Below are 23,791 nucleotides of genomic sequence, written 5' to 3'. Positions count from 1 at the left end.
GAGCAGGGCCTCAGGATAGCGCGAATGGCGCGCGGTCGCCGGGAGCCCCCGGCTCACCTGCACCAGGTGGGAGTACAGACGTTCTGCCGGCACGCGGCGGTGGGGCCGCAGTCCTGGGGGAAGACGCAGCCCTCCCCGGGCGCGGCAGGGGCCAGGCAGATGAGCTGGAGGCCGCCGCCAAGGAAGCAGAGCGTTCCTGAGCACAGCACCAGCTCATCCGTGCCATTCACGTCTCCGCACGCCGAGCCCTGGGTGGGCCAGGGCCGGCACCGGCTCGTCGCCGAGTCGCAGTAGTGCAGGAGCTCGCACTCCCGCGCACCGGGTACACACGGCTCGTCGAGCCTCTTCGTGGGACGGCACTCGAGGGGGGACTTGTCCTTCGCGGCGGGCTGCGTCCGCACGCAGAGGTACCCGGTGGCGCAGTCGTCATTCGCCTTGCACGTGCCGGACGTCCTGCGCTGTACGCAGCGGCCTTCCGGGCCGCAGACGATGTTGCTGTCCGGGTTGCACTTCAGGTCGGACGTGCACGCCTCGCCCGCGCCCGGGTACTGCCGGCACGTCCCGGACACGCAAATGGAGCCTGGCATGCACCGGTCCGTCGCGGTGCACGCGCGACCGGCCGGAATGAGGCGCGCGCACGTGCCGGGACAGGTGTTGGCCGTCCTGCACCACCCCTCGTTGCACTCGGCCGAGTTGCCGCACTCCCCGCCTTCCTCCACGCGCGGGACGAAGGCCGCGCACTCGTTCAGGAGGAACCCGTCGAGCCCCATGGAGACCTGCCCGCACGGCAGCTCACGAAGGCTCCGCAGGCAGGTGCCGAACATGGATGGCTGGAACTCCAGCCTTCCCGCCCTCACGCTGGCCTCCACCGAAGGGCACACCTGCGTGGGGTCCACCGCGTGGAGGTAGCCTTCCGCCGTGCCACCGAAGCACGTGTCCGCGCGCATCGCCATTTCCTCTACTGCCATGCGGCACGACTCGGCGAGCAGCTCCTGTGAGCGCGCGCCCTCCTTGCACGTGCGCTCCAGGCCGCAGTGCAGCTGTCCGGGGCACTGCAGGTCGTCGTTGCACGGCGCACCGGCGACCTGCACGGAGCAGCCCAGCCACAGCAGTCCCAAGAGTCCCACCATCCCTGCGCGCATGGTCAGAAGCTCCCTTCGACGAAGAACAGGGTGACGCCCGCGGCGCCAGCCACGCCGGCCACCGCGTAGAGGACGTTGGCCGTCCGTGACTTGCTCACCGCCGAGTCGTGCAGCCGCTGCGCCTCGGGCTGCTCGTGCCGGCTGCCCACCAGCTCGCGCGAGTCCTTGCGTGCCATCAACCCCAGCGTCACCGCGCCCGCCGCCGCCACCCCGGCCGCGCCCGCCGCCACCCACGTCCAGGTGCGGCCCCGGGGACGCGGTTGCTCCTTCACCTCGCCCGTGAGCGCCATCTCCGGTGTCAGCGCGAGCTGAAGCTGCACCGGCTCGCCGGAGCGGACCTCCAGCTCGCGCCGCAGGGGCGCATGGCCCGGGTGCGTCAGCTCCAACTGGTGCGTGCCCGCCTCCACCGGGCCGCTCCAGGGCGTGGCGCCGACGGCCGTGCCGTCGAGCCGAAGCTCCGCGCCCGAGGGCTCACTGGCGATGTTCACCTGGGGTTTGCGCCGGGCTTCGGCGCGTGCCTCCAGGCTGGCGATGAGCCGCTCGACGGTGTCCCGGTCCTCCGCCTGGGGCACGTCGCGCAGGTATGCGCGGTACGACTCCAGCGCCTTCTCCAGGTTGCCGAGCTTCTCGTGGCACTGGCCCAGGTTGTAGTGGACGACGCCATTGGGCCGGAGGCGGTAGGCCTCCTCGAACGCGGAGACGGCTTCCTCGTAGCGGGCCTGTTGGTAGAGGCGGGTGCCTCGCTCGAACTGCTTGCGCGCGGCGGCGCGGTTGTCGGCCGCGTGGGCACTCGTGCCTGTGACGAGCAGGGCGAGCGCGAGGAAGAGGAGGGGACGAAGGCCGCGAGTCATAGGGGCTCAGAATGGATTGGGCTTGAGGTCCTGCACCTTGGGCAGCCGCGTGGGCGCAGGCGTGCGGACGGAGGACGAGGCCTGCTTCTTCAGAGTCACATCCAGCCGCGTGCCCGGAGTCAGGCGCTCCACCGACACGGATTCATGGCCTTGCAGCGTGAAGCGCAGGGGGCCCTCGCCCACGGCGGCGCGGTCGAGAACCAGGGGCGTGACGCCCAGGACGCGCCCGCCCACGGACACGCTGGCGCCCGGCGGCGTGGAGCGCACGTGGAGCCGTGTCCGGGCAGCGGTCTCGGACGAAGGTGCCGGTTCCGTGGCGCGTGCGGAGGGGTGTCGCGTGGCAGGGGCGCTCGCAGGGCCTCCCTCGGCGGAGGCCGTGTCGGGCCGAGCGGAGGCCGGCCCCGACGCGGGAGGCGCACCGGGACCTGGCGCGGATGACGCACCCGGGCCGGAGGCCGCGACCGCTGAAGCATCCCCCTGGGCGGGTGGAGTCGCGCGCGTCGTCGGCGGAGGCTCCGCGCCGTTCATCCACACGAGTCCCGCCGCCGCGGCCAGCACGACGGCCCCGGCGCCCATGCGCCAGCCGCCACTCCTCCGCGTGCGCTCGGGAGCGCCACCCCCTGAGGCCACGGTCGGAGGCAGGGCCTCCTCTTCCACGGGCGTGGCGCTGTCGGCCCTCCTGCTCGGAGTGAGCGGTCGCGTCGCGGCCGTGGGGGTGTGTCGTGGAGACGCTGGCGCCTCGGGTGGGGCCACACCCGCACTCGTGACGAGGGGAATCGTCCTGGCCCCCACGGGCAGCGCCTCCAGCCCCGCGCGGAAGCGGGCCATGGAGGGGCGCGCGGCCGGGTTCTTGGCGAGGGCCGCCATCACCAGTGCGTCCAGCTCCGGGGGCAGGCCGAGCTCGGGGCGGCGGCGGCCCGGCGGCTCGGGCGTGGCCTCCACGTGCTGGAGGATGGTGGCGAAGGTGTTCTCCCCGCGGAACGGCAGCGTGCCCGTGCACAGCTCGTAGGTGAGCACGCCCACCGCATACACGTCGGCGCTGGCGTCCACGTCGATGCCCCTGGCCTGCTCGGGCGCCATGTAGTCCGCGGTGCCGAGGATGGCGCCTGCCTCCGTGAGCTTCACGCCCTGCGGCGTGCTCACCTTGGAGATGCCGAAGTCCACCACCTTCACGAAGTCCGGCCGCCCCTCGCGCATCAGCAGCATCACGTTCTGCGGCTTCACGTCACGGTGGACGATGCCTCGCGCATGCGCGGCCTCCAGCGCCCGGCACACCTGCGCCAGCACGGGCACCGCGCGGGAGAGTGGCAGGTACCGCTCGCGCAGCAGTACCGAGCCCAGGCTCGCGCCCTCCAGCAGCTCCATGACGTAGTACAGCTCGCCCCCGGGCGTGCGCCCCAGGTCCGTCACGTCGACGATGTTCTCGTGGCCCATCTGGCTGGCGGCGATGGCCTCCAGCTCGAAGCGCCGGGCGAAGGTGGCGTCGCGTGAGAATTCCCCGCGCAGCACCTTCACCGCCACGCGCTTGCCCAGGCCCACGTGCTCGGCCAGGTACACCCGCCCCATGCCGCCCGCGCCCAGCGGGGACAGCAGCCGGTAGCGGCCCTCCAGCACCATGGGCAGCAGCGCCTCGGCGTCGCGCGGGCAGTAGACGAGGCCGTCCTCGTACTCGCTCTGGCACTTCGGGCAGCGAGGCATGACGGCGGAGGACGGTAGCACGAGCAGCAGGGCGGATACGGTGGGAGTCAGCGCACCGCGTGCTTGCGCAGCAGCTTGATGACGTGGGCCCGGTCCACCTCCGCCTCGCGCGCCATCTGGCTGACGTTGCCGCCCGCGGCGCTCAGCCGGTGGCGGAGGTACGTCTCCTCGAAGTGCGCCAGCCAGGTGTCCTTCGCCTCCTTGTAGGGCAGGTCCACGCGCACCACGGGGCTGCCCGGCGTCGCCGTGTCCGTCCGCGCGCCCTGGACGAAGGACGTGTCCAGCGCGCCGGACATGGCCACGCTGCGCTCCACGAAGTTGCGCAGCTCGCGCACGTTGCCGCGCCAGGGCAGCGACGCGAGCTGGCGCAGCGTCTCCGCGCCCGGAGCCGCATAGGGGCGCGGCGGCAGGCCCAGCGCGCGGAACGTCTCGTCCCACAGGTGCTGCAGCAGCAGGGGCACGTCCTCCAGGTGCGCGCGCAGCGGGGGCACGCGGACCATGCCCACCGCGAGCCGGAAGTAGAGGTCCTCGCGCAGGTGGCCCCGGTTCACCGCCTCGCGCAGGTCGCGGTGCGTGGCGGCCACGAAGCGCACGTCCACGCTCCGGTACTGGTCCGAGCCCACGCGCTTGACCTGCCGCCGCTCCAGCGCGCGCAACAGGCGCGGCTGCACCGCCAGCGGCAGCTCGCCAATCTCGTCCAGGAAGAGGGTGCCGCCGCTCGCTGCCTCGAAGGCGCCGCGCCGCTCGTGGGTGGCGCCGGTGAAGGCGCCCTTCTCGTGGCCGAACAGCTCGCTCTCCACCAGCTCCGAGGGGATGGAGCCGCAGTCCACGACGATGAAGGGCCCGGAGGCACGCGGGCTCTGCTGGTGCAGGGCCTCGGCCACCAGCTCCTTGCCGGTGCCGCTCTCTCCCTCGATGAGCACGGTGGCGTCCGTGGCGGCCAGCCGCGCGAGCTGCGCGAACAGGGCCCGCATCGCCACGCTCTCTCCCACCAGCCGTCCGTAGTGCGGCTCGGGGTGGAGCGGCACCACGTCCTGCTCGGCCACCAGCGAGAAGCGCACGGAGGTGCCGCCGAAGGCGAGCGTGGCCCCGTCCGCGACGTACGCGTCCGCCACGCGCACGTGGTCCACGCGGGTGCCGTTGGTGCTGCCCAGGTCTCTCAGCCGGTGGCCGCCGCGCTCCCGCACCAGCTCCGCGTGGAAGCGGGACACCGTCGGGTCGCCCAGCACCAGGTCGTTGCCCGGCGCGCTGCCGATGGTGAGCTTCTCCGCGGACGTGCACACCTCCGCGCCCGCGTCCGCGCCACCGGAGACCTGGAGCCGCACGCGCCGCACGGTGAGCCCGCCGGCCGCGTCCCGCGTGGAGATGACCTCGGTGTGTCCCGACATGCCGCTCCCGCTCATACCATCAACCCTCGTCATCGCCCTGGACCTCGAGCAGCGCGGCGGAGAACGGGCCGGGCTCCCGGCCAGCACGCGGCGCGCCGGAGACCGCGGCCTTCTCGGCCGCCAGCGTGTCCGCCACCACCTCCGCCACCCGCCAGGGCTGCTCTCCGGCCAGGGCCTCCGTCTCCACCGCCATCAGCGCGCGGGCCATGTCGGCGGCGGAAGCGAAGCGCTCGGCCGGGTGCGCACTCAGCGCGCGGTGGAGCACCTGTGCCAGCGCGGCCCCGCCCGCGCGCACCAGGGCCTCCGGCGGCACCAGCCGTGCCTCGCGCACGGCGAACAGCAGCTGTGCGTCCGTCGTTGCGGCGAAGGGGCTCTGGCCCACGGCCACCTCGTAGAGAAGCACCGCCAGGGAGAACAGGTCCGCGCGCGCATCCAGCGGGCCTCCGCGCAGCTGCTCCGGAGACATGTACCGCAGCCGGCCGCGCGTGCTGCCGGGCGCCGTGCGCGCGGGGGAGCGCAGCCCCTTGGCGATGCCGAAGTCCGCCAGCTTCACGTCGCCCGTGCGCCCCAGCAGCACGTTGGCGGGGCTGATGTCGCGGTGGACGATGCCCAGCCCCTCGCCCCGGGTGTCGCGCAGGCCGTGCACGTGCTCCAGCGCGCTCAGCAGGCACAGCCCCAGGTGGCGCACCAGCGCGGGCGTCAGCGTGCCCTTCACCGCGAGCGCCCGGCCCAGGTCCACGCCGTCCACGTACTCCAGCACCAGGAAGGGCGCTTCGCCCTCCACGCCATAGTCCAGCGCGGAGACGACGTGGCCGTGGCCGAAGGTGGCCATCAGCCGCGCCTCCTGGGCGAACATCTGCCGGTACGTCTCCTGGCCGGCCAATTCGGGCAGCATGCGCTTGAGCACCACGGGCTTCTCGAAGCCTTCCGGGCCCGGCAGCACGCCCACGTACACCTCCGCCATGCCGCCGCGAGCCAGGCGCGCCGTCAGCCGGTACCGGCCCAGCGTGCCGAGGTCAGCCGCGTGCGCCATGGCGCCGGACCGTCCTCGAAGGGGAGGGAAGGCGGCGCGCGAACGCGTCCGCCGGGGGCTGCTCGGAAGAGAGGTGGGATGCCGCCACGCACGCAGCATAGCCGGGGAGGTGCGTGGCGGCATGGGGTGTCGACCGGGGTCGTCAGTCCGCGTAGTCGGGCGCGGTGTAGGCGCAGCCGGTGGGCGCGCTGCCCCAGGCCTCGTAGGCGTCGCTGCGCACGAGCACCGTGCTGCGGAAGCGCGCGTCCCAGCACTCGCCGAGGGTGCCCTCCACCGTCAGGTCGCCACCGCGCACGCGCGCGTCCGAGCGGCCCTCGCCGTTGGACTTCCAGCGGCTCTTGATGCTCAGCCGCTCGGGCGCCAGGCGCGTCAGGTCGAACCAGTGGATGTTGTCATCCTTGGCGAACGCGAAGGAGCCCTCGCCGCCGGGCACCTGCGTGTAGCGGTACAGCGCGGTGAGGGGCACGGGGTTGTCGCCGTGGAACTCGCGGAAGTCCACCTCCACGCGCACCGTCTCTGCCGGCGCGGCGCGGGTGTAGCGGAACTCCGCGCTGCCCTTCTTCACCGGCTGGTTCGACAGGCGCGTCACGTGCTCCCACTCGATGAGGAAGCTGCCCTCGCCGTAGCCCCGCCTCGCACGGCCGTCGTCGCCCACGGCCACGGTGTGGTTGCCGGACAGCAGGGTGACATAGGCGGAGTCCGGGCCGTCCTTCGGCTTGCCGGACAGGCCATACGTGAAGCGGTCCGCATCCGTGCGCGTCACCGTCAGCCGCCACGTGGTGGAGCTGCCGGCGGGCGTGTGCGGGCCGAAGGTGGCGGTGTCCCCGTCCACGGACGTGGGCTCCTGGCTGGCGACCGCCGCCAGGCCCGCGAGCGTGAAGGCGGTGGTGCCATTCACCAGCACCACGGAGCCGAGCGTGAGGAGGTAGAAGCCGGAGACCTCGCCCTGCTTGTGGGCGCGCACGCCGCCCTCGGTGCTCACCAGCCCCTGGCCCTGCGAGTCGCTCGCCGGCAGGGCCAGCTTCACGGTGTCCACGGTGGGCAGGCCGTCCTGGAAGTCGACCTCCTTCTGACAGGCGGTGAGGGCCAGGGCGGAGAGCAGCCACGCACTCTTCTTGAACATGATGTCGTCCTTGCGTTGAGGCCGTCGGGGGTGTCGTTGGCGGCCAGACGCGGGGCGGCAAGAGCAAGCCCCGGGCCCGAGCCAAGGGTGCGAAAGGACGAAGCCCGCTCACCCGGCCTGTAGGCTGACGACTACAGGTGCGGGCCGGGTTGATGGCTGGCGCCTGCGATGGCACTCCATGTGCGGCTTTCCGGAGCAGGAGTGTTCAGCCCGCGCCACTCCGACGGGAGCGGGTGCTTATTGACTCTGAGGCGGGGCAGGATGGGGCCCGCCGCTTCTTGTCCTTTGTGGCGCTGACCCCTCCCCATGCACGAGCTCCTCCTGGACTCCGGTCGATGATGGCGCGTCCGCTTCGCTTCCACCTCGCGCTGCTCGCGCTGGGCCTGCTCATTCCGGTCGTCCTCTTCGCCGTGGGCGTCGTGGAGCGCTTCGCCACCGCCCAGTGGGACGCGCGCGAGCATGGCATGCGCGAGACGGCACGGGCGCTGTCGCTCGCCATCGACCGCGAGCTGGGTCAGTCCATCCGGGCCCTGGAGGTGCTGTCCCACTCCGAGCCGCTCGCGCACGGTGACCTGAAGACCTTCTACGCAACGTGCAAGGCCGTCGTCCGCTCGCAGCAACCCTGGGTGTCCCTGGCGCTGCTGGACCTGGAGGGGCGGACGGTGCTCTCCACCGAGCAGCCCTTCGGCTCGCCCGGCGCCATCGAAGGAGAGCGTCCCTACCTGCGCGAGGTGCTGGAGACGGGCCGGCCGGTCATCTCCGACTTCCCCTTCGCACGCTCCCACGGGCAGCCCCGGGTGGTGGTGGCGATGCCGGTGCGGAAGGGGCAGCGGATTACCAGCGTCCTGGTCGCGATGTACGCGATGTCGCACTTCAACAAGCTGTGGGCGGAGCAGCGCATCCCCGGAGACTGGCTGGGCGCCCTGGTGGACGAGGAGGGCATCATCCTCGCGCGCAGCCGCGCCGCCGACCGGTTCGTCGGGACACATGCCAGCGCGGGGTTCCGCGAGAAGCTCCGCTCCGCGCCGGAGGGCTTCTACCCGACGGTGACCCGGGACGGCGTGGAGTCGTACACGGCCGTGTCCCGCTCGCAGCTGGTGCCGTGGTCGGTGGTCTTCTCCGCGCCACGGGCGACCTTCGATGCGCCCATCCACCGCTCACTGCTCTCGCTGGTGGGCGTGGGCCTGGTGTGCTGTCTCATTGCCGGGGCCTGGGCGGCCTGGGTAGGGCGCCGCATCACCCTGCCGCTGAAGGCCCTGGCCCGCGCGGCCACGGACAGCGCGGCCACGTCCGCTGCCTTTGGCCGCGTCGGCCCCACCGGCATCTCCGAGCTGGAGGGGCTGCGGGTGGCGCTGGCCCGCACCACCGCGCTGGTGGCGGAGCGCGAGGTGGTGCTCCGGGCGAAGATGTCCGAGGCCGAGGCGGCGCGCGCCGAGGCCGAGGCGGCCAACCGCGCGAAGGACCAGTTCCTCGCCATGCTGGGCCACGAGCTGCGCAACCCGCTGTCCGCCATCACCAGCGGCGTGAAGGTGCTCAGCGTGGCCCGCGACGACGTGCGGCGCGAGCGCGCGCGGGCGCTGGTGGAGCGGCAGGCGCTGCACCTGGCCCGGCTGGTGGATGACCTGCTGGACGTGGCCCGCGTGAGCACCGGCCGCATCGTCCTCCAGAAGGGGAGCCTGGACCTGGCGGAGTGCGTGCGCCGCGCCGTCGTCGCGCTCGAGTCCGCCGGCCGCACCCGGGCGCACCAGGTGGAGCTGGACGTGGAGCCCGCGTGGCTGGAGGGCGACGAGGGCCGGCTGTACCAGGTCGTCACCAACCTGGTGTCCAACGCGCTCAAGTACACCCCGGACGGAGGCCGCGTCCACGTCCGCACGCGGGTGGAGAGCGAGCACGTGGTGCTGGAGGTCTCCGACACCGGCGTGGGCCTGCCGCCCGAGGTGCTGCCGCGCGTCTTCGAGCTGTTCTTCCAGGCGGACCACACCCTGGACCGCTCCCAGGGCGGGCTGGGCGTGGGACTCACGCTGGTGAAGCGCCTGGTCGAGCTGCACGGCGGCACCGTGCAGGCGCGGAGCGAGGGCAACGCGCGCGGCAGCAGCTTCACGGTGCGCCTGCCCCGGGGCGAGGTGACGACGGTGACGCCGCCGGGCGTGGACGTCGTGGCTCCCGGCCAGGGGCTGCGCATGCTGCTCGTCGAGGACCACACCGACAGCCGGCAGCTCGTGCGGGAGCTGCTGGAGACGGATGGCCACACCGTCTTCGAGGCCGAGGATGGCCTGTCGGGACTGGCGAAGGCGCGCGAGCTGCACCCGGACGTCGTCCTCCTGGACATCGGCCTGCCCGGGCTGGACGGCTACGAGGTGGCGCGGGCGCTGCGTGCGTCCGAGAGCGGGCGCGCGCTCCTGATTGTCGCGGTGACGGGCTATGGCCTGCGGGAGGACCGCCTGCGCGCCCTGCAGGCCGGCTTCGACGAGCACCTGGTCAAGCCGGTGGACCTCGCCCGGCTGCGCGAGGTGCTCGCCGCCCGGGAGCCGCGGGTGGTCGCCGCCTCCTGAGGCGGACGTCCAGTCTGGAGCAGTCGCACCAATCCGGTGCTCCAGTCTGGAGCAGCCCGGGGGACGGCGGCACGTAACCCGCTGGAGCCACGGGCACTGCGTCCTGGCATTCGAGGTGCAATCCCTGGCGGCGTCCCTCAGAGGAGGCCGCGATGCCTGTCCGTGACTCGTCGTTCATCCCCTCGCTGTCGCGCTTTGGCGTGGTGGTCGTCGTGGCCGCCGTGGCGGTGTGGTGGGTGCGCCGGCGCCGCCGGCAGGCGTCCCGGAGTGCGAGCCGGCCGTCCTCTCGGCGGGGCGAGGTGACGTTGCTGCCGGCCGTGACTTCGCCGGAGGGCCGGGGGGCCCGGAAGCGAAGCCCCGGGGGCGCCAGCACCGCGCAGGCGTAGTGGAGCATGTCCACGGCGACCCGGCGCGAAGCCAGGGGGCGCACGCCGTCCAGGTCCAGCAGCACGCCGCGCTCGTGCGCCAGGATGACCGGCGTCAGCAGCGGTTGGGGCCTTCCTGTTTTCTCGCTACCGCACCGGCGGGCTCACGGCGGAGGAGGCGCGAGCGCGCGGAAGCCCTCCGCGATGGCGAGGCCGATGTTGCTCATCAGGTCCTGCCGCGCGTTGACCACGTAGAGGTGCGGGGTGAGGGCCCAGACCTCGCGGACCACGCGCCGGGGAGCGGGGGGCGGCTGGGTGCTCAGCTCGGCCTGGAGCAGGGGCAGCACCTTGTCGGACAGGCGCAGCGCGGTGTCCATGACGAAGATGGCCAGGTGGGGCCGCAGCGCGCGCACGCGCCGGAAGAAGGCTCCTACCTCGTCGGGCGCCAGGTGCTTGGGGGGCGAGGACTTCATCTCCAGGTACAGGAGCTTGCTCTCGGCGGTGGCGACCACGTCCAGGTCTCCGCCGACTTCCGGCGCGTGGAACTTCACGCCGACGGCGACGTCGAAGCCGAACCGCAGGCGCAGCTCGCGCGCCACGTACCACTCCAGCGTGCCGCCGAAGCTGGCGGCGGGGTACAGGAGGCGGAAGCGCCCGTCGTCCTCGCGGGCCGCGAGCCCCAGTGTCACCAGGTCATTGGCGAACGTGGTGGCCTGGGACTCCTCCAGGTACCGCGTGGCCTCGGCGGGAAGAAAGCTGCCGCGCCGGAGGATGGCGCCGCGCAGGAAGAGGCGGAAGGCGTAGTGCCCCAGGCGCTCCACGAGTCGCTCCAGGCGCTCTCCGTCCATGTCGGCGGGGAAGGGCAGGTCCAGCGGGGCGAGGGTGGGCTGGAAGCCACGACGCACGAGCATGGCGCGTGGCTCGCTCCCGGACGCGAGCAGCAGGCGCGGCGTGGGCGGCGCGTCGGCCGCGCTCTGTTCCAGGACGCGGGCCGTGGGGAGGTCTCCGGGGGGCGGTGGCTGCTCCGGCATTCCGCGAGCTTAGTTGAAGACGAGGAGAGGTTGGCGGGACATGCTGTCGACCTCCATGGCAACGAAGAAATCCGCAGTGAAGAAGAAGCAGCCTGTGGCGAAGAAGCAGTCCTCCAAGGCCAGCAAGAAGTCCGCCGCTGATGCGGAGATGAAGCGGCTGCTCAAGGCCGCCGACCGCATCGAGAACGACCTCCTCGACGTGGAGCCCGACGACCCGGAGCTCGATGGAATGCTCGAGGACCTGGAGCAGGTCTTCAGGGCCATCCTGCAAATGGAGCCGGAGAACGTCCCGACCCTGATTCGCCTTGGCGAGTTCTTCCTTGAGCGGGGTGGGGCCGAGGATGTCGCGCTGGAGTTTCTCGAGCAGGCCCTCAAGCTCCAGCCGGCGAACAAGGAGCTCGCGAAGACAATCAAGAAGGCACGAGCGCGGCTCAAGCGAAACAAGTGAGCCAGGCTCCTCAGTGCACGTAGACGGGGCAGTAGCGCAGGAACTCCGTCACCGGAGGTTGGCAGAGCTGCACCGCACGCCACTCCTCGAGGAAGGTCTTCCGCCGCGCCTGGAGGTAGCAGGCGGCGGGGTCCTCCTCGGGGGTGGCGAACTGGCAGAGCTGGACGGCCTGCCCCTGCGTCAGGGAGCCCTCGTCCTGCACGCGCAGGAAGCACCGGGCGGGAGCGGACGAGCGGGCTCCACGGCACAGCTGGGTGGCCGCGTATTCGTCCGTCAGTCCGCCATCCAGGGCCAGCCGGTAGCAGGACAGCTGCGGCGCTGCGTCCCCTGCATGTCCGCTCGCCGGTGCCGCGAGGACGAAGAGGCTGGCAAGCACCGCCGCACCAGCCGCATGACGGAAGAGCCGGACCGGGCCGCTGCCTGTCTTCATTCGGACCTCCTGCGGGCAATCTAGGTGTCCGTGGGCCAGTGGAGCGTCGCGATGGCGCAGGCCCGCTCCAGGCCGGAGCCGTCGGTGGAGGGCCCGGCCGGCCGCCTTCTGGCTGCAACGAAGCTGCCGCGAGAAGCAAGGGTGATGAACAGCCGCCGAGCAGGCATGCTCGCCCCCGATGCGAAGGGCAGGGTGCATGGCGGACGCGGTAGCGAGTCTCTCGCCGGAGTGCCAGGCGTGGCTGGCGGAGAACCTGGTCCTGGGCGTGGCGCCGGAGGCGCTGGAGCGCGCCCTGGTCCAGGCGGGCACACCGCCGGAGCAGGCGAAGGCCGGGGTGGAAGCGGCGCGGCGGCATCCCGCCGTGGAGCACGGGCGCCAGCGCACGAAGCTCCACGGAGAGCACCGGGCGCTGCTCGACACCCGGGTGGCGCTCCATCGTCAGGCCGGCTGGCACCGGCAACTGGAACGCCGCCGTGGCGTGTCCCCGCGCGAGCTGATGGAGCGCTACTACTTCGCGCACCGGCCCGTCATCCTCCAGGGCTTCATGGACGGCTGGCCGGCCCTGGAGCGCTGGCAGCCCCAGGCCCTGGCGGAGCGCTACGGCCACGTGGAGGTGGAGGTGATGGCGGGCCGCGAGTCGCGCGCGGACCATGACCTGGAGCCGGACCCCTGCCGCACGGTGATGCGCTTCGGGGAGTTCATCCGCCGCCTGCTCGAAGGCGGACCGTCCAATGACTTGTACCTCACGGCGCGCAACTTCGCCCTGGAGCGCACGGAGCTGCGCACGCTGCTGGACGACGTGCGCTATCCGGAGGGCGTGCTGCGCCGGACGCAGCTGGCCGGCGCCGTGAAGCTCTGGGTGGGGCCGGCGGGCACGCTGACGGCGCTGCACCATGACCTGGGCACGGTGCTCTTCGGGCAGATTGCCGGGCGCAAGCGCTTCCGGCTCATCCCCTCGTTCCAGACGCAGTCGCTCTACAGCCACCGTGAGGTCTGGAGCCAGGTGGATGCCGAGCACCCGGACCTGGAGCGCTTTCCCGCCTACGGGGAGGCGGACGTGCTGGAGGACGTGGTGGGGCCCGGGGAGATGTTGCTCATCCCCGCGGGCTGGTGGCACCAGGTCCTGGCGCTCGACGTCAGCGTCTCCATCACCTTCCAGGAGTTCGACGTCCCGGGAGGCAACACCTGGTGGAGGCTGCGGTGAGGCGGGACGGCCCGGCGACTACTTCTTCAGCGGAGGCGTGGTCGGCGGCGGCGTCGGCTGGCGCGTCACGTCTGCCGGATGGGGATGGCTGCCCGGGTTCGGGACGATGGCCGGCTCCTGGATGGTGGGCGGGTTGGGCGGCGGGTTGGGGACGATCTGCGGGAGAGGATCGGGTTGCGTGGCCATGGGTCTCCAGGAGCACAGCGGCGATGGACAGCACTGCGGGTATATCGCACCGAGCACGTGATGCGGCCTGACAAGAATGCCTTGCACGAGCGGCGTGCCTGGATAGCGGAAAACCTGACTCGCGGCGTGCCGTCGCAGCGTCTGGTCATGCTCTTGCGAGCGTCGGGTGAGTCGTTGGAGCAGGCGCAGGCGGAGGTGGAGTCCGTCGCGGAGCACCCCGCGGTCCGCCAGGCGAGAGCGGCGGCGCCCCGGAGGAGGGAGCTGGAGGCGCTGCTGGAGGCGCGGTCCGCCCTCTACCGGAGCGAGGGGCCGCAGGTGGAGCGACGGCGTCAGCTGTCCCCGGGGGAGTTCTTCGAGCGCTACTACCTGCGCAACCGGCCCGTCATCATCGAGGGGCTGATGGAGGACTGGCCCGCGCTGAAGCGCTGGACGCCGGAGTGGCTCGCGGAGCGGTTCGGTGACGAGGCGGTGGAGGTGATGGCGGGCCGGGAGTCGGACGCGGACCCGGACTTCAACGCGGAGCACCTGCGCCAGTCGTTACCCCTGCGCGAGCTGGTGGCCCGGATGCGGAGCGCGGGCGAGACGAACGACCTGTATGTGGTGGCGCGCAACAGCCTGCTGCTGCGCGAGGCGTTCCGGCCGTTGTTGTCGGATATCCGGGCACCGGCGGGCTACGTGCACCCGGACATCCTGACCCCGGAGAGCGTGCACCTGTGGTTCGGGCCGGCGGGCACGCTGTCGAACCTGCACCACGACCACCTCAACGTGCTGTTCTGCCAGGTGCTGGGGCGCAAGCGCTTCTGGCTGGCGCCTTCTTGGGAGACGCCGTGGCTCTACAACGACCGCGGGCTCTACAGCGCGGTGGACATCCGGGCGCCGGACCTCGAGCGCTTCCCTGACTTTGCGCGTGCGACGGTGCACACGTGCGAGGTGGGACCGGGGGATGCGCTGCTGATTCCGGTGGGCTGGTGGCACGCGGTGCGAGCGCTGGACATCAGTCTGTCGGTGACGTTCGTGTGCTTTGACCGTGAGCAGCGCAACACGGAGTGGCGGGATTACTGGCTCGGTCCGAAGCCGGGGAGGGTGGAACGATGAACGGAGCAGAGCTCGCGCCCGAGTGGCGAAGCTGGGTCGTGGAGAACCTGCTGCGCGGCACGGCGGAGACGGAGCTCGTCGACGTGCTGGTAGGGGCGGGAGTGGACGCGGCGGTGGCACGCGCGGCGGTGCGGGCCGAGGCGGAGGACCCGTGTCTGAGAGGGAGCATCAAGGCGCTGAAGCTGCACCGGAAGCTCGAAGGGCTGCTGGACCTGTACGGGGACCTCTACCGGCAGGAGGAAGGCCATGCGCGGGTGGACAGACATGAATCCCTCTCACGGGAGGCGTTCTTCGACCGCTACTACTTCCAGAACCGGCCGGTGGTGCTGCGAGGTACGGTGGTGCCGGTAGGGAGCTGGGAGCCGGAGCGGGTAGCCACGTTGCTGGAGTGGCTGAAGCCTCCAGCGGGGGCGCCGTCGTCGCGCACGGTGCCGCTGGTGAAGCACCCGGAGTTGCTCATGTCGCTGCGACCGCCAGCGGACTACGTGGTGACGGAGGGACAGCCGGTGCTGTCATTGGAGTCCGCGGACTTCACTGCGGCGGAGGCGCCTCTTCGGGAGAACGTGCTGGTCTGCCAGGTGTACGGGCGGAGGCGGCTCCAGCTCGTTCCCGCGTTCGAGCTGCGCCGGATGAGGGGCTCGCCCGAGGACGCGGGTGCGGTGTTGCGCCTGGACGTGGAGGTGGGCCCTGGGGACCTGGTGCTGCTGCCCGTGGGCTGGTGGTGCGGCTACCGCGTGCTGGAGACGAGCGCCTCCGTGTCCTTCTTTGCCTTCGCGGCCTCCGTGCCCAATGCGACCTGGGCGCAGGAGCCGGTCGCACCCGAGCCAACTCCTCCTTCGTGGCGCTGACCAGGAATCTGCGCTTTCTCGCGAATGCCAACACGTATAGGCGCGCGGGCGTCACCGCACGCCAAGCGCAGACGTGCGTGCAGCAGGGTCAACGCGGACCGCTATGGCGTGGCGCTGACTCAGGAGAAGACGCACGAGCACTGCTTGTAGAGTCCCGCGCTCCTTTCCTGTCGAGCCTCCACATGCGTGGGAGGAGGACAGCCTCCAGGCGAGGACTCACAGCAGTCTCCACGCGCGGAGAAACCATGAAGCAAGAGAGTCGAAGCAGGCTGGTGTGTCTGGCCTTGGGCTTGGTGATGGCCCTGGCTGGTTGCGACGAGGAGGCGACTGGCAGTGCTCGGGCGGTGGCGACGCTGCCGCAGGCGCTGAGCGCCAGCGACGTGGCCCGGGTGGAGCTCACCGTGAGCGGCGCTGGCATGACGACGCGCACCGATGCCCTGGTGAAGACGGGCCAGCAGTGGGGCGGGGTGCTGGGGCAGTTGCCCGCCGGCACCGGCCGCACGTTCAGCGCCCAGGCTTTCGACGCTTCCAACACCGTCCGTTACTCCGGCCAGGTGACGCCCGTCACCATCCAGGCCGGGCAGACGACGGCCGTCACCCTCCTCCTGCAGGAAGTGAATCCGCCGGCACCCTTCGACAACGCGGCGCCCCGCATCACCTCGCTGGTGGCGAGCCCCGCCACTGTGGCCCCTGGGGGACTCGTAGCCCTGCAGGCCTCCGCGGAGGACCCGAACGCGGGAGACACCCTTACCTCCGCATGGACGGCCGGCGCGGGCAGCTTCAGCGTCGCCTCCAGCCTTTCAACCGTCTGGACGGCGCCGGCTTCTCCGGGCCCGGTGGTGCTGACGCTGCAGGTGACGGATTCCAAGGGCGCCTCCGCAGCCCTCAGCGTCACCGTGACGGTGGGGACTGACACCGGGAACGCGGCCGTCAACGTCTCCTTCAACACCTGGCCCCAGGTGGCTGGGGTAACGGCCACGCCTTCCTCCGTCGCTGTCGGCCAGGTCACCCAGGTGACGGCCTCCGCCAGCGACAACGACGGGGACGGCCTCAGCTACCAGTGGACGGCCTCGTGCGCGGGCACGTGGACGAATGCCACCTCCGCCAGCGCCAGTTTCACGCCCTCCGCCCAACCCTCGGGTGGCATCTGCACACTCACCGTGGCGGTGCATGACGGGCGGGGCGGGCAGGGCACTGGCAGCTTGAGCATCTACGTGGGGCGTCCGACGACAGGGCGTTTCCCTCCGGAGGTAGTGGAAACGTTCCAATCGGTGGCCACGGTGCCAGCGGCTGGGGGCACGGTCGTCTTCCGAGTGAGGGCGAAGGACCCCCAGGGCAGCGCACTCAGCTTCACGTGGACCAGCAGCACGGGCACGCTGGGCACCCCTACCCATACCGCCACAACGAGCGAGGTTCTTTGGACGGCATCGGCGTGCGTGCCCTCGGGCGGCACCCCCTCGGTGACGATGACCGTCACCAACGCCCTTGGCCTGTCGGCCAGTTCTACCTTCTCCCTCCAGGGCGGTGCTGGCTGCGGCTCGTGTGTGCCAAGGACCTGCGCGGCTGTGGGGCGCCAATGCGGGCCGCTCGACGATGGTTGCGGCGGCATCCTGGAGTGTGGGACATGCACCTCAGGCGATCAGTGCCACGCCGCCTCGTGCAATCTTTCGACCGGCACCTGCGAAAGTTCTCCCAGGCCCAACGGCACCACTTGCAGCGACGACAACGCCTGCACCCGGGTGGACACCTGCCAGGGCGGCGTATGCACCGGTGCCCAACCCGTGGTCTGCAATGCGCCAGACGCCTGCCATCCAGGAGAGACGTGCAACCCAAGCACGGGGGTGTGTGGTCCAGACGCTCCGGTCTGGAATGGTGACTATTTCATTACGAATGAGGCCAGCGTGGCTGAGCTTGCCACTTATGCGACGGTAACAGGCAGTATCTACATCCAGACCAACGCGACGACGACCAGCATCGACCTGCCCAATCTCACCACCGTCAAGGGTTCTGTGAGTCTCCACCGAAGCCCCGTGGTCAGTGTTCGACTGCCGAAGCTGACAACCATCGGATCGTCTCTCGATTTCCATCAGAACAACGCCCTGACACAAGTGGATACGCCAAGGCTCAGGGGCATTTGTGACGAGGCCTACTTTCACCAGAACACTGCATTGGTGAATGTCAACCTGGGGCAGTTGAAATCAGTGGGCGAGTATCTCTACTTGAATGGAAACACTGCCCTTGGTGCACTCGACCTCGGTGCTCTGACTCATGTAGGCGAATACATCTACCTCGATGCGAACAATGCCCTCTCGAGCCTCAACGTATCCAACCTGACAAGCGTCGGCCAATCGATCTCAATCTATCAGGGCGGCCCACTCACCACCTTGGACCTGGGAAACCTCACCTCACTCGGAAGTGATCTCTCCCTATATCGTACGAAGATTGCAAACCTGTCGTTGACGAAGCTGACCACAATTCCCGGTTTCTTCTACCTTGATCGCAACCTGCTACTCGGGAACGTCAGCTCGAGCGCTCTCACGCACGTTGGCGGCTACCTCTACCTGGACCAAAACGAGGCGCTTACCTCCATGAATCTCACGTCGCTGGCGGGCATTGGTGAGTACTTCTACGTGACCAACAATGGGCTGACGCAGCTGGGCGTCCCAGCTCTCACCAGCGTGGGTGGATATGTATACATCGGGAACAACGCCTCCCTGCCCACGGCGTGCGCGACGGCGCTCCAGTCACAGCTCACATCGATTGGTGGGGACTTTACCGTTATAGGAGGCAGGTCAGGCCCCTGCCCGTAGTCGTGCTCGCGCCAGGGCGTCGGCACAACGCGCGGCGGTGTAGCAGGCATCTGTCGAACTGGTGGGGATGGCCTTCATGGAGGATGCGTGAAGGTCATCCCACCCTCCATGAGGAGGGCCAGCTGTAGGGGCATCTTTGGGCTGTGTCTCCAGGCTCGTATGCATGCCCCGAGCTGGCATCTTCTACCCTGTCCACATGACGCCAAGCTCCAAGACCTGCTCAACCTTCACGGTGATGCCGTAGTTGCCCCGCAGCAGGTCCACCTCCCAGTGTCTGCCATTGGCGCGGAGTGCGCCCATGACGTAGGGCATCACCCGGTGCAGATAGTCCCTGCGGAACGGCGATTCCGGTCCCAATGTCAGCAACTGGCCGTCCGCCTCGGGCAGCGCCATGTCCAGCGCAATAGCCTCGGTAAGGAAGCTGGGGTCGTACAGGTAGAGCCGGCCCCCGTCCTCCAGGAAGTTGAGGCTGTGGCCGTCATTCATTCCGGCTTCGAAGCAATACCGCGCGTCCTGCCGACTCAGCAGCTCCACGGGCTCGTCCGGTGCGAACGGGTAGCGAATGCAGTCGTGGTAACGGCCCAGGAAGCGCGTGTGCCGGCTCAGCTCCACCTGGTTGATGCCCGGCGCCACGGCGACCAGGGCATTCCAGCGCACCTCACCTGTCTTTTCGTTGCGCGTGGGATTCAGGTGCAGCGTGCGCCGCTCCACCGCCACGCCCTGGCAGTTGGCGAGCTGCTGGAACAGTTGATACCAGCCGCCACACATGCCCCCGCCAGCCACCAGCATATGGCGCACCGTCCACGCGGGCAGCCCGTAGCGCAGCTGCGTCTCCGGCAACCCCCGGAGGATGGCGTCGCAGACGTCCTTTCTCGACTCCAATCCCGCGCACCACCGCGAGGACCAGCGCACCAGCGGTGCGTACGTCCCCACCGGTGGCCCTCCAGGCAGACCGTCCTTCAGTGGCGCCCCGGTGGTGAAGACCTCGTGCCGGCTGTCACCCAGGAACAGTTGGCGCGCTTCGCCCCGTGCATCCGTCCACTCCGCGTACCACTGGAGCTCCAGCGCATGCGTGCCAACCTGGTTGGGCAATGCCCGGCTGAAGCACACCGGCTCCGGGAGCGTGGTCCACCCGGCCTTCCGCTCCAGCTTCACCGGATGCGGGCCCAGCCACCGGACCCGCCCGCCGCAACCGTCCCCGTAGGCGCTCAGCTCGAATGCCTCCGGCACGAAGTGGTTCGCCAGCAGGGTGACTTCCACGGACGGCACAGCACCTCGGACGTAGGCCACCGGCTCCGAGCGGTGTCCTCGAATCCACTCGGGCTGCGTCCCCAACCGCGCATCCGTCACCGGGTCCCACAGCGGAATCGCGCCACGCTCCGAACCGGCCCGGTCGAAGTGCAGGCTGTAGACGCTCAGTGCTTCCTCGATGTGCATTCCACCCTTCCCCGCGACGCAGTCTCGCACGGGCAAGGCGTCTACTCGTACAGCAGCACCCGGTTCACCCACTGCGAGCTGCGCTCCCCTCGCAGCCAGCGCAGGCGCTCCGTTCGCAGTGCATCAGCCGGACGGGCCCCCGCGTGAATGCGCTCTCGCACGGCCTGGAAGAACCGTCCCGCCGAGTCGGGGATGTCCACCGTCGCCGCGAACACCGCGCGCGCGCCCGCATCCACGAACGCCTGCGGCAGCGAGGACGTCTGGTGCAGCAGCGAAGGCAGCTTCGCCGCGCTGCACGCCCCCAGCAGCACCACCGGCGCCCCCTCCAGCTTCACCCGGCGCAGCTCCTCCGCGGTGAGGCCGTACCGGCCGTCGTTCTCGGCGGCCAGCGCGATGACGGTGGCGTCCGACAGGCTCCGGTCCAGCACGCCATGCGCGTGGAACTCGATGTCCGTGGCCCGCTTCATCGCCTCCAGCACCCGCGAGGGCGTCGCATTCGCTCCGGCCAGCCGCACGGAGCCCGTCGCGGGCGCGGGCGCCGACTCCCAGGACGGCAGTCGCGCCAGCCGCAGCTGGGCCGGCGTCTCCACGTCGGCCACCACCACGTGCAGGGGCGCCCGGCTCGGCGCGGGCGCGGCGGCCTGCGCGGTGCCCACCCGGTAGCGCCAGGCCAGGTCCGCGGGCAGCAGCCCCGCGCGGCTGTCCAGCGGCGGAGCGGCCAGCACGTCCACCTGCTCGCACCCCCGCAGCAGCGTCACCAGGTCGCGCGGCACCACGCCGGACAGGTCTTCGCCCAGCGGCTCCTTGCGGGACGCATCATGGTGCCCGCGAAGCTCCCCGCTCGGTCCCCGGACCACCACCACCGTGCGCTCGGCCTCCATCGCGGCGGCCAGCATGCAGCGCTCGGGCGCGGTGACTCCGAGCTGCTCCGCCACCACCTGCGCCGCCTCGTCGTACGCGCCCGCCCTGCCGGCGCTGAGGGCCAGCGACTGGTACGCCACGGCCCGTGCGTCCCGCGCGTCGGCGTTGTCATGCAGCCACGGCGCGGCCTCGGCGATGGTCTTCCGCAGCAGGGCCTTGCCCTCGTCGCGGTTGCGCTCCACGGCGAAGCGCGCCGCGATGAGCGTGCCCAGCACCCGCCGGCCCGGAGGGTCCTGCACGGGGTCCACCTTCGAGAGCTCCAGTCGCACCTGCTCCGCGTCCGCCGGCCTCGGGTCCATCCGGCCCAGGTCCGCCAATATCCACGCGCCCACCAGTCCCACGGTGCGGCCACAGGCCTGGGCCTCGTTCAGGGCTCGCCGGGCCTCCTCGGGCCGCAGCCGCATCATCGCCAGCGAGGCCAGGTTGCGGTGCACGTAGGCGCGCGCTTCGCAGTCGCCCGGGTTGCGCTCCAGGTACTCGGCCAGGTAGGCGCGGGCGGGCGCGACGCGGAACTGGTAGCGCGCCGCCTGCCCCAGCTCGCGGATGGCGAAGGCCTCGTGGCCCCACTCCCCGAGGACGCGCGCCTCGCGCCAGCCCGAGCGGGCCAGCTCCTCCGCCTCCGCCAGCCGGTTGGCGGTGATGGCCCGGCTGCTCAGCCGCCGCTGCAAGTCCAGGCACCGCAGGCCCAGCTCCCGCTCGCGGCAGAGGCTCAGCGCGTCCCGCAGTCGCTGGAGGGCCTCCCAGGACTTCCCCGCGACGTCGTCCAGGCGTGCCAGCTCCTCGCGCGCCAGCACGTCCATCCACGGGTCGCTCAGGCCACGGGCCAGCGACTCCACCTCCGCGGGCTCGCGGGGCACCGCGGGGCTGAGCAGCAGCGCACCCAGCAGCAGGTCCGTCTCGCCCGACGCGCGCAGGCGGCGGATGAGCAGGGCGGGGTCCGGATGGGTGCGCTGGACGAGCTTCGCGTACTCGGCGGCGAGCGGCCTCCGGAGGGCAAAGTCCCGGGCCGCCACGCGCCGCACGGAGTCCACCAGCGCGGTGCCTCCGAAGGCGCGGTCCAGCACCTCCGCCAGCGGGAGCAGGGCGAGGACCCTCGCGGCCGAAGGGGCGGTGCGGACCGCGTCGTAGAAGTGGGCGCGGGCGGTGCCGGGGAGGCGCCGGGCCTCCTGCAGCGGAAGGGGCGCCTGCGCGTCGGTGGCGAGCGCGATGACGGCGGCGCGGGTGGCTCGCCACAGCTCCGAGCGCTGACGCTCGGTGTCCCGCAGCGCGCTGGCCTGCTCCCGGGCCTCCGCGCTCCAGCCGGGCTCCTCCAGCGCGGCCACCCTGTCGAAGGCCGCGGCCGCGAGCAGCGTCAGCCCCAGCTCGCGCAGCACGAGGGCGCGGTTCCAGAGCGCCTGGGCATGGCGGGGCTCGGCGTCCAGCGCGCCGTCGAGCAGCGAGAGCGCATCGTCGTGGCGCCGCAGGAGGAAGGCCGCGACGGCCCGGTCATTCTCCCGGCTGGCGGACGGGCGCGCGTGGTTCAGGTGGGCCACCGCCTGCTGCGGGTCACCATGGACGAGGTACGAGGCCGCGATGCCGGCGCGGTCCTCGCGCGCCTCCAGGCGGGCCAGCTCGCGCAGCGGCACGGGCGTGGCGTGCTCCGCTTCCCGCGACGGGACATAGGGGCGGTGGACGTCCGCCGGCACCACGCTCAGCCGCGCCTCGATGGGGCGGGTGGCGGTGTTGGACAGCCAGATGCGCGCGGCGTCGGGGTCCGCCGAGGGGCCGGAGCCGGGGAGGATGAAGGCACCGGCCGCCAGCAGCGGGAGCGCATAGGCCACACGCGCGAGCAGAGGGCGGCGCCGCCGGGGCGCTTCAGGCTCTCGCGGTGTTCCCAGCTCCCCGGCCATCGGCTGGACCTCCCTTGAATCCCCATCTTGGGCCATCTGGGCTCACGGGAACAAACCAGGCCGCCAGGCACCCAGTCCCCGGGAGACAGTTGGCAGGGTGGGTAGGATGAGCCCCGGGAAGGTAGGGTGGACGGATGTTCATCCTCGTCCTGGGCTGTGGCGTGTCTGGACTGACATGTGGCATCCGGCTGGCCGAAGCCGGGCACACCGTCGAAATCCGCGCGCGGGAGCTGCCGCCGCACACCACGTCGGATGTCGCGGCCGCCGTCTGGTATCCGTACCGCGTCTATCCGCAGGAGCTCGTCAACGCGTGGGGGCGGCGGAGCTACGAGGTCTTCCAGGCGCTGGGCCGCGAGCATCCGGAGGCGGGCATCCTGATGGTCTCCGGAGTCGACGCGTTCCGGACGCCCGTCCAGGACCCGTGGTGGCGTGACGGCGTGCCGGACTTCCGCCGGGCCACCGCGGAGGAGCTGCCTCCGGGCTTCGTGGATGGCTACGGCTTCAGCGCCCCCGTCATCGAGATGCCCCGCTACCTGCGCTTCCTGATGGACCGCTTCCGCGCGCTCGGCGGGCGCATCGTCCAGCGCGAGGTGCGCTCGTTGGAGGAGGCGTGGGTGGACGCGCCGCTCGTCATCAACTGCACCGGCCTGGGCGCCCGCGCGCTGGTGGGCGACGAGACGCTGTATCCCGTCCGGGGCGAGGTGCTGCGCGTGGAGCCCTCGCCGGTGGGCCGCTTCGTCTTCGACGCGGACGAGAAGGCCGGTGTGGCCTACGTCATCCCCCGTGCCACGGACTGCATCCTGGGCGGCACGACGGAGGAGGGGCGCTGGTCGCTGGAGCCCGACCCCGCGCAGGTGGAGGGCATCCTGGCGCGCACCGCGCCGCTGCTCCCGCCTGGGACCCGGGTGCACGTCGTGGAGCACAAGGTGGGCCTGCGCCCCGGCCGGCCCGCCGTTCGGCTGGAGGCGGAGGACGTGGGCGGGCGCCGGGTCATCCACAACTACGGCCATGGCGGCGCGGGCGTCACCCTGTCGTGGGGCTGTGCCGAGGAGGTCGTCTCGCTCGTTCGCTGAATCGCGCGGGAAGATGTCCGGTGCCTGTCGTTCCTTCGGCAAATCCTCGGGACACGGAGGGGGAACGACATGCGCGCGATGGCGCTTCGATTCATGGGTCTGGGTGTGGTGGCACTGGCGCTCACGGGCTGCGAGGGAGGGACGACGTCCTCCTCCGCCTACGATGAGCTGGCGAGCACGCGGACGGCGCTGCTGTCGGGCACGCTGACGCTCGGCACGAACAACAGCATCTCCGGCTTCGCCTACTAAGGAGTACTGCCACGTCCC

General features: G+C 71.2%; 20 protein-coding genes. 9 read left to right on the top strand and 11 right to left on the bottom strand.

What is annotated here, in order from left to right; translation table 11 throughout:
• Positions 1-53: 53 nt before the first annotated feature.
• The 6 genes from LXT23_RS26540 to LXT23_RS26515 form a co-directional block, all read right to left on the bottom strand.
• Positions 54-1,142, bottom strand: coding sequence for a hypothetical protein (locus tag LXT23_RS26540; RefSeq protein ID WP_253983082.1), 1,089 nt, complete (start codon positions 1,140-1,142; stop codon positions 54-56).
• Positions 1,143-1,144: 2 nt separating this feature from the next.
• Complete coding sequence (locus LXT23_RS50175) at positions 1,145-1,993, bottom strand: PEGA domain-containing protein (protein WP_267146714.1); 849 nt, start codon at positions 1,991-1,993, stop codon at positions 1,145-1,147.
• A 6-nt stretch (positions 1,994-1,999) separates the two neighbouring features.
• Positions 2,000-3,691 (bottom strand): protein kinase domain-containing protein, encoded by a 1,692-nt coding sequence (locus LXT23_RS26530; RefSeq protein WP_253983081.1) that lies wholly within the window; start codon positions 3,689-3,691, stop codon positions 2,000-2,002.
• 47 nt (positions 3,692-3,738) lie between these two features.
• Complete coding sequence (locus LXT23_RS26525; RefSeq protein ID WP_253983080.1) at positions 3,739-5,079, bottom strand: sigma 54-interacting transcriptional regulator; 1,341 nt, start codon at positions 5,077-5,079, stop codon at positions 3,739-3,741.
• Between the two features lie 19 nt (positions 5,080-5,098).
• Positions 5,099-6,112, bottom strand: a complete 1,014-nt coding sequence (locus tag LXT23_RS26520; protein ID WP_253983079.1) for a serine/threonine-protein kinase — start codon at positions 6,110-6,112, stop codon at positions 5,099-5,101.
• 142 nt (positions 6,113-6,254) lie between these two features.
• A complete protein-coding gene (locus LXT23_RS26515; protein ID WP_253983078.1) occupies positions 6,255-7,235 on the bottom strand; it encodes a hypothetical protein in 981 nt (326 codons plus the stop codon).
• A gap of 335 nt (positions 7,236-7,570) precedes the next feature.
• Here LXT23_RS26515 and LXT23_RS26510 point away from each other — a divergent pair, with 335 nt between their 5' ends.
• On the top strand, positions 7,571-9,787 hold the full coding sequence (locus LXT23_RS26510; RefSeq protein WP_267146713.1) for a hybrid sensor histidine kinase/response regulator: 2,217 nt from the start codon (positions 7,571-7,573) through the stop codon (positions 9,785-9,787).
• 152 nt (positions 9,788-9,939) lie between these two features.
• A complete protein-coding gene (locus LXT23_RS26505) occupies positions 9,940-10,173 on the top strand; it encodes a hypothetical protein (protein WP_253983159.1) in 234 nt (77 codons plus the stop codon).
• A 143-nt stretch (positions 10,174-10,316) separates the two neighbouring features.
• Here LXT23_RS26505 and LXT23_RS26500 read toward each other — a convergent pair whose 3' ends face one another.
• Positions 10,317-11,183 (bottom strand): hypothetical protein, encoded by an 867-nt coding sequence (locus tag LXT23_RS26500; RefSeq protein WP_253983077.1) that lies wholly within the window; start codon positions 11,181-11,183, stop codon positions 10,317-10,319.
• Between the two features lie 40 nt (positions 11,184-11,223).
• On the opposite strand from LXT23_RS26500, the gene LXT23_RS26495 reads away from it, so the two are divergent.
• Entirely contained in the window at positions 11,224-11,631 is a 408-nt protein-coding gene (locus LXT23_RS26495; RefSeq protein WP_253983076.1) for a hypothetical protein, read from the top strand.
• Between the two features lie 10 nt (positions 11,632-11,641).
• On the opposite strand, the gene LXT23_RS26490 is transcribed toward LXT23_RS26495, so the two are convergent.
• A complete protein-coding gene (locus tag LXT23_RS26490; protein ID WP_253983075.1) occupies positions 11,642-12,061 on the bottom strand; it encodes a hypothetical protein in 420 nt (139 codons plus the stop codon).
• Between the two features lie 196 nt (positions 12,062-12,257).
• Between LXT23_RS26490 and LXT23_RS26480 the strand changes: the two genes are divergently transcribed.
• Positions 12,258-13,265, top strand: coding sequence for a cupin-like domain-containing protein (locus LXT23_RS26480; RefSeq protein WP_267146712.1), 1,008 nt, complete (start codon positions 12,258-12,260; stop codon positions 13,263-13,265).
• An 18-nt stretch (positions 13,266-13,283) separates the two neighbouring features.
• Here the strand turns inward: LXT23_RS26480 and LXT23_RS26475 are convergent, their stop codons facing one another.
• Complete coding sequence (locus LXT23_RS26475) at positions 13,284-13,451, bottom strand: hypothetical protein (RefSeq protein ID WP_253983074.1); 168 nt, start codon at positions 13,449-13,451, stop codon at positions 13,284-13,286.
• 126 nt (positions 13,452-13,577) lie between these two features.
• On the opposite strand from LXT23_RS26475, the gene LXT23_RS26470 reads away from it, so the two are divergent.
• From LXT23_RS26470 to LXT23_RS26460, 3 genes are all read left to right on the top strand, one after another.
• The gene (locus LXT23_RS26470) at positions 13,578-14,546 is read left to right on the top strand and encodes a cupin-like domain-containing protein (RefSeq protein WP_253983073.1); all 969 of its coding nucleotides are present in this window, start codon (positions 13,578-13,580) and stop codon (positions 14,544-14,546) included.
• Positions 14,543-15,394 (top strand): cupin-like domain-containing protein, encoded by an 852-nt coding sequence (locus LXT23_RS26465; protein WP_253983072.1) that lies wholly within the window; start codon positions 14,543-14,545, stop codon positions 15,392-15,394. Before LXT23_RS26470 ends, LXT23_RS26465 begins: the two co-directional genes overlap by 4 nt.
• Before the next feature lie 245 nt (positions 15,395-15,639).
• Positions 15,640-18,204 (top strand): Ig-like domain-containing protein, encoded by a 2,565-nt coding sequence (locus LXT23_RS26460; RefSeq protein WP_253983071.1) that lies wholly within the window; start codon positions 15,640-15,642, stop codon positions 18,202-18,204.
• 183 nt (positions 18,205-18,387) lie between these two features.
• Here the strand turns inward: LXT23_RS26460 and LXT23_RS26455 are convergent, their stop codons facing one another.
• Together LXT23_RS26455 and LXT23_RS26450 are read right to left on the bottom strand one after the other, a co-directional pair.
• On the bottom strand, positions 18,388-19,641 hold the full coding sequence (locus LXT23_RS26455; protein WP_253983070.1) for a hypothetical protein: 1,254 nt from the start codon (positions 19,639-19,641) through the stop codon (positions 18,388-18,390).
• Between the two features lie 41 nt (positions 19,642-19,682).
• Positions 19,683-22,451 carry a CHAT domain-containing protein gene (locus tag LXT23_RS26450; RefSeq protein ID WP_253983069.1) on the bottom strand — a complete coding sequence of 923 codons (2,769 nt, stop codon included), beginning with the start codon at positions 22,449-22,451 and terminating at the stop codon, positions 19,683-19,685.
• A gap of 134 nt (positions 22,452-22,585) precedes the next feature.
• On the opposite strand from LXT23_RS26450, the gene LXT23_RS26445 reads away from it, so the two are divergent.
• Positions 22,586-23,524: an FAD-dependent oxidoreductase gene (locus tag LXT23_RS26445; RefSeq protein ID WP_253983068.1), complete on the top strand. Its 939-nt coding sequence runs from the start codon at positions 22,586-22,588 to the stop codon at positions 23,522-23,524.
• A gap of 69 nt (positions 23,525-23,593) precedes the next feature.
• Positions 23,594-23,773, top strand: coding sequence for a hypothetical protein (locus LXT23_RS26440; protein WP_253983067.1), 180 nt, complete (start codon positions 23,594-23,596; stop codon positions 23,771-23,773).
• The last annotated feature ends 18 nt before the right edge of the window (positions 23,774-23,791 follow it).

The organism is Pyxidicoccus xibeiensis (assembly GCF_024198175.1).
Lineage (GTDB): Bacteria > Myxococcota > Myxococcia > Myxococcales > Myxococcaceae > Myxococcus > Myxococcus xibeiensis.
The sequence above is the reverse complement of the archived record's forward strand: the minus strand, read 5'-3'. Positions and strand labels throughout refer to the sequence as shown.

Bases quoted from the DNA above. Each gene is read 5' to 3' on its own strand.
- LXT23_RS26540 (WP_253983082.1), bottom strand. From the start codon at position 1,142: ATGCGCGCAGGGATGGTGGGACTCTTGGGACTGCTGTGGCTGGGCTGC.
- LXT23_RS50175 (WP_267146714.1), bottom strand. From the start codon at position 1,993: ATGACTCGCGGCCTTCGTCCCCTCCTCTTCCTCGCGCTCGCCCTGCTC.
- LXT23_RS26530 (WP_253983081.1), bottom strand. From the start codon at position 3,691: ATGCCTCGCTGCCCGAAGTGCCAGAGCGAGTACGAGGACGGCCTCGTC.
- LXT23_RS26525 (WP_253983080.1), bottom strand. From the start codon at position 5,079: ATGTCGGGACACACCGAGGTCATCTCCACGCGGGACGCGGCCGGCGGG.
- LXT23_RS26520 (WP_253983079.1), bottom strand. From the start codon at position 6,112: ATGGCGCACGCGGCTGACCTCGGCACGCTGGGCCGGTACCGGCTGACG.
- LXT23_RS26515 (WP_253983078.1), bottom strand. From the start codon at position 7,235: ATGTTCAAGAAGAGTGCGTGGCTGCTCTCCGCCCTGGCCCTCACCGCC.
- LXT23_RS26510 (WP_267146713.1), top strand. From the start codon at position 7,571: ATGATGGCGCGTCCGCTTCGCTTCCACCTCGCGCTGCTCGCGCTGGGC.
- LXT23_RS26505 (WP_253983159.1), top strand. From the start codon at position 9,940: ATGCCTGTCCGTGACTCGTCGTTCATCCCCTCGCTGTCGCGCTTTGGC.
- LXT23_RS26500 (WP_253983077.1), bottom strand. From the start codon at position 11,183: ATGCCGGAGCAGCCACCGCCCCCCGGAGACCTCCCCACGGCCCGCGTC.
- LXT23_RS26495 (WP_253983076.1), top strand. From the start codon at position 11,224: ATGCTGTCGACCTCCATGGCAACGAAGAAATCCGCAGTGAAGAAGAAG.
- LXT23_RS26490 (WP_253983075.1), bottom strand. From the start codon at position 12,061: ATGAAGACAGGCAGCGGCCCGGTCCGGCTCTTCCGTCATGCGGCTGGT.
- LXT23_RS26480 (WP_267146712.1), top strand. From the start codon at position 12,258: ATGGCGGACGCGGTAGCGAGTCTCTCGCCGGAGTGCCAGGCGTGGCTG.
- LXT23_RS26475 (WP_253983074.1), bottom strand. From the start codon at position 13,451: ATGGCCACGCAACCCGATCCTCTCCCGCAGATCGTCCCCAACCCGCCG.
- LXT23_RS26465 (WP_253983072.1), top strand. From the start codon at position 14,543: ATGAACGGAGCAGAGCTCGCGCCCGAGTGGCGAAGCTGGGTCGTGGAG.
- LXT23_RS26460 (WP_253983071.1), top strand. From the start codon at position 15,640: ATGAAGCAAGAGAGTCGAAGCAGGCTGGTGTGTCTGGCCTTGGGCTTG.
- LXT23_RS26455 (WP_253983070.1), bottom strand. From the start codon at position 19,641: ATGCACATCGAGGAAGCACTGAGCGTCTACAGCCTGCACTTCGACCGG.
- LXT23_RS26450 (WP_253983069.1), bottom strand. From the start codon at position 22,451: ATGGCCGGGGAGCTGGGAACACCGCGAGAGCCTGAAGCGCCCCGGCGG.
- LXT23_RS26445 (WP_253983068.1), top strand. From the start codon at position 22,586: ATGTTCATCCTCGTCCTGGGCTGTGGCGTGTCTGGACTGACATGTGGC.
- LXT23_RS26440 (WP_253983067.1), top strand. From the start codon at position 23,594: ATGCGCGCGATGGCGCTTCGATTCATGGGTCTGGGTGTGGTGGCACTG.